Origin of the sequence: Cellulomonas marina (genome assembly GCF_900111925.1) — a bacterium.
GTDB classification, from domain to species: domain Bacteria; phylum Actinomycetota; class Actinomycetes; order Actinomycetales; family Cellulomonadaceae; genus Cellulomonas; species Cellulomonas marina.
Window position 1 is genome coordinate 106,407 of the sequence record NZ_FOKA01000003.1, and the last position, 12,394, is coordinate 118,800.

At 77.4% G+C, this 12,394-nt stretch carries 11 protein-coding genes; 1 reads left to right on the top strand and 10 read right to left on the bottom strand.

All coding sequences use genetic code 11. The features are described from left to right. Window positions 1–35: 35 nt before the first annotated feature. From BM048_RS04555 to dacB, 9 genes are all read right to left on the bottom strand, one after another. Window positions 36–536: a DUF3180 domain-containing protein gene (locus BM048_RS04555; protein WP_090031083.1), complete on the bottom strand. Its 501-nt coding sequence runs from the start codon at window positions 534–536 to the stop codon at window positions 36–38. Beyond that, window positions 536–1,777 (bottom strand): 2-amino-4-hydroxy-6-hydroxymethyldihydropteridine diphosphokinase, encoded by a 1,242-nt coding sequence (folK, locus tag BM048_RS04560; RefSeq protein ID WP_090031084.1) that lies wholly within the window; start codon window positions 1,775–1,777, stop codon window positions 536–538. Before folK ends, BM048_RS04555 begins: the two co-directional genes overlap by 1 nt. Then, on the bottom strand, window positions 1,774–2,586 hold the full coding sequence (gene folP, locus BM048_RS04565; RefSeq protein ID WP_090031293.1) for a dihydropteroate synthase: 813 nt from the start codon (window positions 2,584–2,586) through the stop codon (window positions 1,774–1,776). The genes folK and folP overlap by 4 nt, the downstream gene beginning before the upstream one ends. Window positions 2,587–2,653: 67 nt before the next feature. Beyond that, window positions 2,654–3,367: a GTP cyclohydrolase I FolE gene (folE, locus tag BM048_RS04570; protein ID WP_239078603.1), complete on the bottom strand. Its 714-nt coding sequence runs from the start codon at window positions 3,365–3,367 to the stop codon at window positions 2,654–2,656. Next, window positions 3,364–5,394, bottom strand: a complete 2,031-nt coding sequence (gene ftsH / locus BM048_RS04575) for an ATP-dependent zinc metalloprotease FtsH (protein WP_090031085.1) — start codon at window positions 5,392–5,394, stop codon at window positions 3,364–3,366. The genes folE and ftsH overlap by 4 nt, the downstream gene beginning before the upstream one ends. A 210-nt stretch (window positions 5,395–5,604) precedes the next feature. Further along, entirely contained in the window at window positions 5,605–6,144 is a 540-nt protein-coding gene (hpt, locus tag BM048_RS04580) for a hypoxanthine phosphoribosyltransferase (RefSeq protein ID WP_203708695.1), read from the bottom strand. 11 nt (window positions 6,145–6,155) lie between these two features. Continuing rightward, window positions 6,156–7,238 (bottom strand): tRNA lysidine(34) synthetase TilS, encoded by a 1,083-nt coding sequence (gene tilS / locus BM048_RS04585; protein WP_090031087.1) that lies wholly within the window; start codon window positions 7,236–7,238, stop codon window positions 6,156–6,158. 45 nt (window positions 7,239–7,283) lie between these two features. Next, window positions 7,284–8,468 (bottom strand): zinc-dependent metalloprotease, encoded by a 1,185-nt coding sequence (locus BM048_RS04590; protein ID WP_090031088.1) that lies wholly within the window; start codon window positions 8,466–8,468, stop codon window positions 7,284–7,286. A 68-nt stretch (window positions 8,469–8,536) separates the two neighbouring features. Beyond that, entirely contained in the window at window positions 8,537–9,970 is a 1,434-nt protein-coding gene (dacB, locus tag BM048_RS04595) for a D-alanyl-D-alanine carboxypeptidase/D-alanyl-D-alanine endopeptidase (RefSeq protein WP_090031089.1), read from the bottom strand. A gap of 141 nt (window positions 9,971–10,111) precedes the next feature. On the opposite strand from dacB, the gene BM048_RS04600 reads away from it, so the two are divergent. Beyond that, window positions 10,112–10,609: an inorganic diphosphatase gene (locus tag BM048_RS04600; protein WP_090031090.1), complete on the top strand. Its 498-nt coding sequence runs from the start codon at window positions 10,112–10,114 to the stop codon at window positions 10,607–10,609. Window positions 10,610–10,723: 114 nt separating this feature from the next. On the opposite strand, the gene BM048_RS04605 is transcribed toward BM048_RS04600, so the two are convergent. Further along, on the bottom strand, window positions 10,724–12,181 hold the full coding sequence (locus tag BM048_RS04605) for a C40 family peptidase (RefSeq protein ID WP_239078604.1): 1,458 nt from the start codon (window positions 12,179–12,181) through the stop codon (window positions 10,724–10,726). Window positions 12,182–12,394 lie beyond the last annotated feature (213 nt).

Consider the following 12,394-nt stretch of genomic DNA (forward strand, 5'->3'; position numbering starts at 1 on the left):
GCGCCCGTCCGGCGGGACCTGTGGGGCCGGCCCCGTCACGGCGCGACGGGCGGGGGTTCCGGCACGGCCCGCGCGCCGGGGCCGTGGTCCTCGTCGTCGTCCTGCGGCGGGACGCGGCAGAACCACTCCCCCAGGAGCCCGGCGACGACGAGCAGCAGCGCGCCGCCGGCCGCCCCGCCGGCGGACGCGGCGCGCGCGGCGTTCGTGCCCAGCTCGACCTCGGCCAGCGCGCGGGCCGCCTGGCCGCCGTACCAGCCCAGCAGCAGCGACCCCGACCAGGCCGCGGCCTTGGCCAGCACGAGCGTCCGCGCCGCGCGCAGCCCCGACAGCCCCGGCCGCTTGCCGCGCACGTACTGCCGCACGCCCCACGCCTGCCCGAGCACGAGGGCGGCGAGCACCGCCTCCAGGACCGCGACGAGCCAGGGGACCTCGGGCATCGTGCCGCCGCGCCCCTCGACGCCGCGCACGACGAACCACGCGAGCAGCCCGGTGCCGACGGCGGCGCCCAGCAGGGCCGTCCACCGCGTGCGCTGCATCAGCCCTCCCCGGGTGCGGGCGGCGGGACCACCGTGACGGGCGAGGTGAGCCAGTCCAGCGCCATCCAACGCACGCCGGCGCGGTCGGGCGCCGTCGCGGCCAGGGCGGCGACGGGTCCGCCGCCCAGCCCCGGCAGCACCGCGTGCGGGTCCACCTGCGCCCAGGGGGCCAGCACGAACGCGCGCTGGTGGGCCCGGGGGTGCGGGAGCTCCAGGTCGTCGGTGGCGGCGACGACGGTGCCGTAGGCGACGACGTCGACGTCGAGGGTGCGGGGCCCCCAGCGCTCGAGCCGGACGCGGCCGTGGCCCTGCTCGACGCGCTGGACGGCGTGCAGCAGCTCGCGCGGGGCCAGCGTGGTGCGGCCCAGCAGCACCGCGTTGAGGTAGTCCGGCTGCTCCGGGCCGCCGACGGCCGCGGTCCGCGCGAGGGGCGACACCTCCAGGACCTCCAGACCCGGCACGGCGTCGAGGTCCGCGACCGCCTGGCGCAGCGTCTCCTGGGCCGCGCCGAGGTTGGCGCCGATGGCGAGCACGACGTCCACGGGCTCCGCCGGCCGCCGGTCCAGGGCGTCCTCGACGACCTCCGCCTCGACGACGGCGTCGTCGTCCGCGTCGTCGGCGCGCAGGGGACCGCCGTCGGGCCGGTCGGGGTGGTCGACGGCGTGCACGTCGGTCGCCACGAGCGTGACGGGCTCCGGCAGCAGCGGATCCGGCAGCGCGTCCGGCAGCGGGTCCGGCAGCGGGTCCGGCACCGTCTGCGGCGCCGCGTCCGGCACGGGCTCCGGCAGGGGGTCCGCCTCGGGCGGGGGCACCAGGTCACCCGCCGGGACGACCGGGGGCGCGAGCACGCGGTCGCGACGTACCGCGACGACGACGTCGTCGAACGGCACGGGGATCGGGGCGGAGGGCTTGTGCACCGCGACGTCGACCGCGACGGCCGCCGGGTGCGCGAGCGCCACGGCGGCGATGCGCTCCGCCACGGTCTCGATGAGGTCCGCCGGCGAGCCCGTGAGCACGTCGGAGACGGCCTGCGCGAGCTCGCCGTAGTGCACGGTGGCGGCCAGGGCGTCGCCGCGGGCGGCCGGCCGCGTGTCGAGGTGGACGACGACGTCGGCGACGAACGTCTGGCCGTCGCGCCGCTCGTGGTCGAACACGCCGTGGTGGCCCGTCGCGGACACGCCCGTGAGGCGGATCTGGTCGAGCGGGCGGCCCGCGGGGTCCAGCACCGGCCCGTGCGTCACGGCTCCTCCCTCCGCCGCGCACCCGTGAGGGCGGCGGCCACGCGGACGGCGTCGGCCGACGCCCGCACGTCGTGGACCCGGACCGCCCACGCGCCGGCCGCGGCGGCCAGGGCGCTGACGGCGGCGGTCGCGGCGTCGCGGTGCAGCGGCGGCGCGGGCACGCCGTCCGGCCCCGCCAGCAGGTGCCCCAGGAACCGCTTGCGGCTGGCGCCGACGAGCACCGGCAGGCCGTCGGCGACGAACGACGGCAGCGCCGCCAGCAGCGGCCAGTTCGCGCTGCCCGGCTTGGCGAAGCCCAGCCCGGGGTCCATGACGAGCTGCTCGCGTCGCACGCCCGCGGCCGTCAGCGCGGCGACGCGCTCCCCGAGCTCGGCGCGGACGTCGGCGACGACGTCGTCGTACCGGGCGCGCGCGTCCATGACGTCCGCGTGCCCGCGCCAGTGCATGACGACGTAGGCGCACCCCGCGGAGGCGACGAGGCCCGCCATCGCGGGGTCGGCCAGCCCGCCGGACACGTCGTTGACCAGCGTCGCGCCCCGCTCGAGGGCCGCCGCCGCGACGGCGGCACGCGTCGTGTCGACCGACACCGTCGCCCCGCGCCCGGCCAGCGCCTCGACGACCGGCAGGACGCGGGCGAGCTCCTCGGCCTCGCTCACCCGGGCCGCCCCCGGGCGCGTGGACTCCCCGCCGACGTCCAGCAGGTCGGCGCCCTCGTCGAGCAGCCGCAGCCCGTGCGAGACGGCCTCCTGCGGCCGCAGCCACAGCCCGCCGTCGGAGAACGAGTCGGGGGTGACGTTCACGACGCCCATGACCAGCGTGCGGCCCGCGGCGCGCAGCGGCTCGGGCAGGGGGTCGGTCACGGGCCAGAGCCTACGGTCAGCGCCCCACGACCAGGCTCATCGCCTCCGCGCGGGTGGCCGGGTCGCGGAGCTGACCGCGCACCGCCGACGTCATCGTCCGGGAGCCCGGCTTGCGCACCCCCCGCATCGACATGCACAGGTGCTCGCACTCGACGACCACGATGACGCCGCTGGGGTCGAGGATGTCCACCAGAGCGTCCGCGACCTGCGCCGTCAGCCGCTCCTGCACCTGCGGGCGCCGCGCGTACACGTCGACGAGGCGGGCCAGCTTCGACAGCCCGGTCACCCGCCCGTCCTGACCGGGGATGTAGCCGACGTGCGCGACGCCGTGGAAGGGCACGAGGTGGTGCTCGCAGGTGGAGTACACCTCGATGTCGCGCACGAGCACCATCTCCTGGTGCCCGATGTCGAACGTCGTGGTGAGCGCCTCGCGCGGGTCCATGTAGAGCCCCGCGAAGATCTCCCGGTACGCCCGGGCGACCCGCGCCGGGGTGTCCCGCAGCCCCTCGCGGTCCGGGTCCTCGCCCACCGCGGCCAGCAGCTCGCGGACGGCCGCCTCCGCGCGTGCCGCGTCGTACTCCCCCGTCGCGCGGCCCGAGGCCACCAGCGGCGTGAGGGCGTGCGCAGCGCCCGCGCCGGGGACGTCCAGCCCGTCGAGGTGCGTGTCCGCGTCCGTCGTCACGTCCGTGCCCGTGCTCGTACCCGTGCTCATGTCGGTGCCCGTGCTCATCGGCCCGGCGCCTGGTCCGGCGGGAGCTCCACCGCCCCGACGGCGGGGTGCTCGGGCTTGGCGGCCGCGGCCTCGTCCTGGGGGATGACCGCGTGGCCGTTGAGCGCGGCGGTCTCGGCCGGCGTCATGACCGGGGGGCGGTCGGACACGTGCCGCAGCTCGCTGGACAGCCAGACCTCGCGCGGCGGGCGCTTGGTGATCGGCCGGAACACCTCGACGAGCTGCTCGGCGTTGAGGGTCTCCTTCTCGAGCAGCTCGAGCACGAGGTGGTCGAGCACGTCGCGGTACTCCGTGAGGATCTCCCACGCCTCGTCGTGCGCGTGCTCGATGAGCTGGCGCACCTCGGCGTCGATCGTGGCGGCGACGGACTCCGAGTACTCCCGGCCGTGGCCCATGTCGCGGCCCATGAAGACCTCGCCGGACGCCTGGCCGAGCTGGATGGCCCCGACGCGGGCGCTCATGCCGAACTGCGTGACCATCTTGCGGGCGGTGCTCGTCGCCTTCTCGATGTCGTTGCTCGCGCCCGTCGTCGGGTCGTGGAAGACGAGCTCCTCCGCGACGCGCCCGCCCATGGCGTACGCGAGCTGGTCCAGCAGCTCGTTGCGCGTCGTCGAGTACTTGTCCTCCGTCGGCATGACCATCGTGTAGCCGAGGGCCCGGCCGCGCGGCAGGATCGTCACCTTCGTGACGGGGTCGGTGTACCGCAGGGCGGCGGCGACCAGCGCGTGCCCACCCTCGTGGTAGGCGGTGATCTTCACCTCCTTGGGGTTCATCACCCGCGTGCGCTTCTGCGGTCCGGCGATGACGCGGTCGATCGCCTCGTCCAGCGCCTCGTCCGTGATCTGCGTGGCGCCGCGGCGCGCGGTGAGCAGGGCCGCCTCGTTGAGGACGTTGGCCAGGTCCGCCCCGGAGAACCCGGGGGTGCGACGCGCGACGGTCGCCAGGTCGACGCCCGGCGCCATCGGCTTGCCCTGGGAGTGCACGGCCAGGATCCGCTCGCGGCCCTTGAGGTCCGGCGGCTCCACCGCGACCTGGCGGTCGAACCGCCCGGGCCGCAGCAGGGCCGGGTCGAGGATGTCGGGCCGGTTCGTGGCGGCGATGAGGATGACGTTCGTCTTGACGTCGAACCCGTCCATCTCGACGAGCATCTGGTTGAGCGTCTGCTCCCGCTCGTCGTGCCCACCGCCCATGCCGGCGCCGCGGTGGCGGCCGACCGCGTCGATCTCGTCGACGAAGATGATCGCCGGGGCGTTCTCCTTGGCCTGGTTGAACAGGTCGCGCACGCGGCTGGCGCCGACGCCGACGAACATCTCGACGAAGTCCGAGCCCGAGATGGAGTAGAACGGCACGCCCGCCTCCCCCGCGACCGCGCGGGCGAGCAGGGTCTTGCCGGTGCCGGGCGGGCCGTACAGCAGCACGCCCTTGGGGATCTTGGCGCCCACGGCCTGGAACTTCGCGGGCTCGGAGAGGAACTCCTTGATCTCCTGGAGCTCCTCCAGCGCCTCGTCGACGCCGGCGACGTCGGCGAAGGTGACCTGCGGCGACTCCTTGCTCACGAGCTTGGCGCGCGACTTGCCGAAGCTCATGACGCGGCTGCCGCCGCCCTGCATGTTCGACATGATCAGCCAGAAGAAGCCGACCAGGAGCAGCACGGGCAGCAGGATCCCGAGCAGGCTGCCCCACCAGGAGGACTGCGGGACCGAGGAGTCGTACCCGTCCTCGAGGTCGGCGGCGACGAGCGCGTCCCGCACGTCCTCCCCGAGGGGCGTCACGTAGTAGAACTGCACGGACTCGCCGTAGTCCTGCTCGCCCTTGACGAACGGCTCGGACAGCGTGAGGTCCACGCGCTGGGCGCCCTCGGTGACGCGGGCGGCCGTGACCGTGTCACCGCCGAGCAGCGCCAGGCCGTCCGACGTGTCGATGCGCTGGACCGTCGGCTGGTTGAGCAGGCTGACCCCGATGAGGATCGCCACGACGGCGAGGACGACCCAGAGCACGGGTCCGCGGGCGAGCTTCTTGACATTCATGGGCGTCGGGGCGGTGCCCCTCGTTCCCTCCCCGGTGCTGGGACGTCGTCGCCTGCGGCTGCGGTGCTGTCGCTGCTGCTCACGGGTGCGCGCGTCGGACGTGTGGCGATCTCAGCCGAAGGTACACGGCGACGCTGGTGGTTCCCTGGGTGTTCGCCGAGGGCACAGCGGCCGGCGCCGGCCCGGCGGACCGCGGTCCCGCCGGGCGCGTCAGCCGCCGTAGACGTGCGGCGCGAGCGTGCCGACGCAGGGCAGGTTGCGGTAGCGCTCGGCGTAGTCCAGCCCGTACCCGACGACGAACTCGTTGGGGATGTCGAACCCGACGTACCGCACGTCGACCTCGACCTTCGCCGCGTCGGGCTTGCGCAGCATCGTCGCGATCTCGACGCTGGCCGCCCCGCGCGAGCGCAGGTTCGACAGGAGCCAGGACAGCGTCAGGCCCGAGTCGATGATGTCCTCGACGATGAGCACGTCGCGCCCGTGCAGGTCCGTGTCGAGGTCCTTGAGGATCCGGACGACCCCCGACGACTTCGTGCCCGACCCGTAGGACGAGACGGCCATCCAGTCCATCTGCACCGGCAGCGAGATCCGCCGGGCCAGGTCCGCCATGACCATGACGGCCCCCTTGAGGACGCCGACGAGCAGCAGGTCGCGGCCCGCGTAGTCCGCGTCGATCCGGGCGGCCATCTCGGCCAGGCGACCGTGCAGCTGCTCCTCCGTGAGCAGGACCTCCTGCAGGTCCTCCCCCATCTGCTCCGGTGTCACCCGACGACTCCCCTCCCGGTCGGCACGCCCGTCCCCGAGGGGGGCGACGGGTCGAGGAAGAGCCTGCCACAGCGGCGGGCGGCCACCACGCGGCCCGGCAGCGCGACCGGCCCCTGGCCGTGCCAGGCGACGACGAGGTCGTCGAGCGCGAGCACGTGCGCGCGGGTGAGGGCGCCGGCGGGGCAGCCCGCGCCCAGCGCCGCCACCCGCAGCGCCGCCCGCCGGACCCCGGCGTGGGCCGCGGCCAGGACGTCGGCGTCGAGCCCGCCCGTCGGCGCGGTCGCCGGGGCCGTCGCGTCGGGTCCCGACGAGGCGCCGTCCGGGGCGGCCGGGGCGGCTGCGGCGACGAGCAGGTCCGCCGCCAGGGCGTCCAGCGCGTCGGCCTGCTCGCGCGCGAGGTCGGCCCCGCGGGCCAGCGCGGCGGCGACCCCCGGGCCCAGCACCTCCTCGAGCAGCGGCAGGACCTCGCCGCGCACCCGGGACCGCAGCGGCGCCGCGGGGCCCGGCGCGTTCGTCGGGTCGTGCCACGGCACCAGCCCGAGCGCGTCGCAGGCCGCGAGCGTCGTCGCACGCGGGAGGTCCAGGAGCGGGCGCCGCAGAGCCCCGCGCCGCGCGGCCATCCCGGCGGCCGACCGCGGCCCCGACCCCCGGGCCAGGGCGAGCAGCACCGACTCGGCCTGGTCGTCCCGGGTGTGCCCGAGGAGCACGGCCGCGGCGCCGTGCCGCCGGGCGGCGTCCGCCAGGGCGGCGTACCGCGCCGCGCGCGCCGCGCCCTCGGGCCCGCCCGGCCCGCGCGCGTCCACGGCGGCGACCTCGACGGGGTCCAGCCCGAGCCCCTGGCAGGCCGCCGCCGCCGCGGCGGCCACGTCGGCCGACCCCTGCTGCAGCCCGTGGTCGACGACGACCGCGCCCGCCCGCCAGCCCGCCCGCGGCCCGACGAACGCCGCTCCCGCCGCGAGCGCGAGGGAGTCGGGCCCGCCGGAGCACGCGACGAGCACGGTGGCCCCCGCCGGGACGTCGGCCGTCGCGGCGCGCACCGCGCGGCGGACGGCGGCCACCACCGGTGCCGGACCTGCCACCCGGTCCCCGCCCGACCCGTGCCGACCCGCCCGTGCCCGGCCGCGTCAGCCGTGGACCCGGCGCACCCAGGCGCGCGGGTCGGCCAGCTCGGCGGGCGTGGGCAGGTGGGCGGCGTCGGCCCAGACCGGGTCGAGCCCGCGGGCACCGGCACGCCGGCGCACGCCGCGGACGAAGCGGGCCCCGTCCCGGTACTGCGCGAGCTTGGCGTCGAGGCCGAGCAGGCGCCGCAGGAGCCCGGCCGGGCCGCCCGCGGACGCGGCGGCGTCGCGGCGCGCCTCGAAGCGCCGGCGGATGGTGCGCACGGTCGGCACCACGTCGGCGCCCACCTGGTCCATCGTGACGTCGGCGTGCCCTTCGAGCAGGGACATCACCGCCGTCACCTCCTCCGCGGCCCGGCGCTGCGGCGCCGGCAGGAGCTCCAGCAGGCCCGCCGACCCCGGCCCGCCGCGGGCGGCCCGCACGGCGCCGCGCAGCAGGTCCGCGAGGCCGCCCTCGTCGTCGTCGCCGGGCACGGCGCCGCGCGCGCCCCCGTGGCCGGATCCGTCGCCGCCCTCGTCGACGCCCTCGTCGCCGGTCTCGTCACCGGCGGGACGCAGCCGCCCCGCGAGCCCCGTGCCCAGCTCGACCACCCGCTCCCGCAGGTGCCCGGCCAGCCACGGCGCGGCGGCGAACTGCAGGGCGTGCGTCTGCTCGTGCAGGCTCACCCACAGCCGGAAGTCCGCGGCGTGCACGCGCAGCGCCCGCTCGGTGGCCAGGACGTTGGGGGCGACGAGGAGCAGCCGGCCCGGGGCGCCCGCGGGCGCGCCGAACGGGTCGAACTGGCCCAGGACCTTGCTCGAGAGCAGCGCCAGCAGGCCACCGAGCTGCGCGGCCCCGGCCGCGCGCGCCGCGGCGGTCACCCGCGGCGTCCGGCGACCCCGGTCCTGCGCGGACCGCACGAGGGCGTCCGTGAGCGGCGCGCTCAGGGCCGCGAAGGTGCCGACGTTCGCCTCCGCCCACCGGGGCCGGTCGACGACGTGCACGGTCGCCGCGGCGCGCGGGGGCCGGCCGTCCGCGGGCTGCAGGTGCGCCAGGAGCGCGACGTGCCCGGCCGCCCGGGCGGCGGCGTCCCGCAGCTCGGCCACGAGGTCGACGAGCTCCGCCCGTCCCGCGGCGGGGCCCCGCGGCGCGAGCCGGCCCGCCAGGCGCGCGGCGGCGTCCCAGTCCACGGGGTCGCGGGTGTCCGGCACGCGCCCACGCTAGTGCCCGGGCCGCAGGGCACGACCGCCGGGGAGCGGCGGACGGGGGCGCGCAGGTCTCAGGAGCAGCCGCAGCCGGCGAGGCCGCCGACGAACACGTCGATCGCCGCGCGCGGCGGCAGCTGGCCCGCGCCGGGCGTGCGGTCCGCGAGGACGGCGAACACGAGCAGGCGGCCGTCGTCGTCCACCACCGTCCCGGCCAGGGCGGTCACGTCGGGCAGGCTGCCGGTCTTCGCGCGCACGAGCCCGCGCGCCTCCGACGTCCGGTACCGGTCCGCCAGCGTCCCCGTGAGGCCCGCCACCGGCATGCCGGTGGCGACCTCCCGCAGGTCGGGGCTGCCCAGGACGTGCAGGAGCAGGTCCGACAGGAGCCGCGCCGACAGCGCCGAGCCCGCCGCCAGGCCGCTCGCGTCGACGAGCCGCGCGGTGCCCACGTCGACGCCGAGCCCCGCCAGCACGCGCAGCACGGCCTGCGTGGACCCCTCGAACGACGCCGGCAGCCCCTGCTGGAGGGCCACCTGCCGCGCCACGACCTCGGTGATCGTGTTGTCCGAGGTGTCGAGGAAGTGGTGCACGACGTCGGCGAGCGGCGCGGACGCCACCTCCCCCAGGACGGGTGCGCCGTCGGGAGCGGCCGCCCGCGTGGGCGGGCCCGTCACGGTGATGCCGCGCTCGGCCAGGCGCTCGGCCAGGACGCGGCCGGCCGCCAGCGACGGGTCGGGCGAGCGGGGCGCGTACTCGGCGTCGGTGAGGCGGGCGGTGTCCACCGCCAGCGCGGTCACCGGCGCGGCGTACCCGGCGGCCACGTCCGCGGGGCCCCAGGCGGCGTTGACGGTCGGGCCGGCGAAGAGGTCGTCGTCGACGGCCAGGCGCACGGTCGTCGTGCCGGCCAGGGTGAGGGCGCGGGCCACCTGGTCGGCCAGGTCGCCGAGGCCCGCGTGCCCCTCGACGGCCGTGGGGTCGCCCGCACCGGCGGCGAGCATCATGTCGCCGCCGCCGACGAGCACGAGGGTGTCGCCGTCGCCGCGGACGACGGACGTGGTCGTCGTCGAGGCGGGGTCGAGCACGGACAGCGCCGCCACGGCGGTCAGCAGCTTCTGCGTCGAGGCGGGGATGCGTGCCGTCCCCGGGTCGGCGACGGCGAGGTCCTGGCCCGTGGCCGCGTCCGCGACGACCACGCCGACGGACGGACCCAGGCGCGGGTCGGTGACGAGCGCGTCGACCTGCGCCTGGAGCGCCGCGACCGCGGGAACGGGCGCGGTGGCGTCGAGGTCGGGCAGGACCGCGGGCAGCGCGTCGGGGACCACCGCGCCAGGTGCGGTGGGGTCCGGCGGCGGGGGCGACGGCACCGGCGCGAGCGTGAGCACCCCGGGCACGACGTCGACCGCGTCGGCGACCCCGTAGGCACCCGCGGCCAGCACGACGACGAGCACGCCGCCGCCGAGCGCCCGCGCCCGTCGTCCCACCGCCACCTCCCGCACGTCCTCGTGCATGTCGAGGACACCTCACCCCACCGGTCGCTGCACCCGGACGCCCGATGAGACTACTGTCGGGCCCGGTGCGCACCCGACCCGTGCGCCGCGACGAGACGACGCGCCGCCCCAGGGGCGGGTGCGCCAGCGACAGGAGAGCCCGTGGAGTTCGACGTCACGATCGAGATCCCCAAGGGTCAGCGCAACAAGTACGAGGTCGACCACGCGACCGGGCGGATCCGTCTGGACCGGATGCTGTTCACCTCGACGCGCTACCCCGACGACTACGGGTTCATCGAGGGGACCCTCGGCGAGGACGGCGACCCGCTCGACGCCCTGGTCCTGCTGGAGGAGCCGACCTTCCCCGGCTGCCTCATCCGGTGCCGCGCGCTGGGCATGTTCCGCATGCGCGACGAGGCGGGCGGCGACGACAAGGTCCTCTGCGTCCCCACCGGTGACCAGCGGGCGGCGTGGCGGCAGGACATCGACGACGTGTCCGACTTCCACCGCCTGGAGATCCAGCACTTCTTCGAGGTCTACAAGGACCTGGAGCCGGGCAAGTCCGTCGAGGGCGCCTACTGGACCGGCCGCACCGAGGCGGAGGCCGAGATCGAGCGCTCCCGCCAGCGGGCCATCGACGCGGGGTACGAGGGGCACTGAGGGGCACTGAGGGGCATTGAGGGGCACTGACGCCCCGGCTCGCCCCGCTCCGAGCACCACGCAGGCCCGGTCCCTCCGCACGGAGGGGCCGGGCCTGCGTCGTCCCCGCGGTCGTCAGGGCCGGCCGGCGTAGGGCATCGTCCCCGACCAGCGCATGGAGACGATGCGCACGAGCGTGCCGGGACGGGCGGCCTCGATGATCTGGCCACCCCCGGCGTACATGGCGACGTGGTGGATGGACTGCGGGTCGTCCGGGTTCGTGCCCCAGAAGACGAGGTCGCCGGGCCGCATGTCGGCGTAGGAGATCTTCTTCACCTGCAGGTACTGCTGCCGCGACGTGCGGGAGAGCCCCAGCCCCGCCGACGACCACGCGAAGCCGGTGAGACCCGAGCAGTCGTACCCGCTCGGCCCCGTGCCGCCCCAGAGGTACGGGACGCCGATCTTGGTCTTCGCGGCCTCGACCGCGGCCTGGCCCTGGGCGGCCGAGCCGCGGGCGCTGCCGGTCCCGAGGAGACCCGTACCGGGCGACGGGGCGGGTGCGGGTGCGGGAGCAGGCGCCGGCGCGGGAGCAGGCGCCGGGGCAGGCGCAGGTGCCGGTGCCGGCGCGGGAGCCGGTGCGGCGGCCGCGGGCGGCGCTGCTGCCGGCGCTGCTGCCGGTGCCGGTGCCGGTGCTGCCGCCGGTGCCGGTGCCGGTGCTGCCGCCGGTGCTGCCGCTGCCGGCGCGGCGGCAGGGCGGGGCGCGGACGCGGCAGGTGCCGCGGCGGCGGCGGCCTGACGGGCGGCCTCCTGCTGGGCGGCGGCGAGCCGCTGGGCCTGCGCGGCCGCCTCGGCGCGCGCCTGGCGCTCGGCCTCGATCTGCGCCTGGCGCTCCCGCTGGACCTCGACGCTGGTCTGCTGCGCGGCGGCGAGCTGGACGAGCAGCGCGTCGCGCTCGGTGTCCGCGGCGGCGACGGCCCGCTCGGCGTCCCGCTGCGCGTCCTCGGCCGCCGCCAGCGCGTCCTGCGCGGCGACCGTCGCCTCCTCGGCCTGACGTGCCGCGGCCTCCGCGCGGGTCTGCAGGGTGCCGGCGACGAGACCCGCCGCCCGGTACTCCTGCACCGCCTCGTCGGCCTTGCCGCTCACGTGCGTGAGGGCCGAGCTCTTGGCCGCGACCTCGGCGAAGTCCTCCGCGGACACGAGCGCCTGGAGCAGCTCGGTCCCGCCGCCGGACCGCGACATCTCGCGGGCGATGGCGACCAGCGCCCGGCGCGACTCCTCAGCCCGGGCCGACGCCGTGGCCGACCGCTCCTGCGCGGCGGCCGCACCGGCGACCGCGGCGTCGCGCGCCGCCGTCGCGCCGGCGTAGTCCTCGGCAGCGGTCTCGACCTGCCGGCCGGCGGTCTCGCTCACCTGGGAGAGCTCCGCGAGCCGGACCTCCATGGCCGCCACGGAGCCGGCCGCCGCCTGCACGGCCCGCTGCGCCGCGCGCACGTCGTCGTCCGTCACGGGGCCGGGGCTGGGTGCGGCGACCGCGGGCGCCACCCCCGCGGCGAGTCCGGCGGTGAGCGCCGTGGTGAGCGCGGCGACGAGCACCGCAGCCCCCCTCGGGCGCGGTCCCGTCCCGGTCCCGCGTCGTCGTGCCGTCATCCCTGCTCCCCGTCCTCGCACCGCTGCCGGACCCGCCGCCCGTCGCCGGCGCCCCGGCGACCGTACCTGCTCGTCGCCCCAGGGGGAACACCAGTCACACGAGTCCCAGAAGTCACACCGTTGTGCTTCCCATCGGCGGGCGGGTGCCCCGTCGTGAGC

What these genes read in the sequence shown, in the direction of transcription:
- folE (WP_239078603.1), bottom strand. Translation starts at nt 3,367, where the DNA reads ATGAGCACGGGCACCGACATGAGCACGGGTACGAGCACGGGCACGGAC.
- folP (WP_090031293.1), bottom strand. Translation starts at nt 2,586, where the DNA reads ATGGGCGTCGTGAACGTCACCCCCGACTCGTTCTCCGACGGCGGGCTG.
- hpt (WP_203708695.1), bottom strand. Translation starts at nt 6,144, where the DNA reads ATGGGGGAGGACCTGCAGGAGGTCCTGCTCACGGAGGAGCAGCTGCAC.
- dacB (WP_090031089.1), bottom strand. Translation starts at nt 9,970, where the DNA reads ATGCACGAGGACGTGCGGGAGGTGGCGGTGGGACGACGGGCGCGGGCG.
- ftsH (WP_090031085.1), bottom strand. Translation starts at nt 5,394, where the DNA reads ATGAATGTCAAGAAGCTCGCCCGCGGACCCGTGCTCTGGGTCGTCCTC.
- BM048_RS04555 (WP_090031083.1), bottom strand. Translation starts at nt 536, where the DNA reads ATGCAGCGCACGCGGTGGACGGCCCTGCTGGGCGCCGCCGTCGGCACC.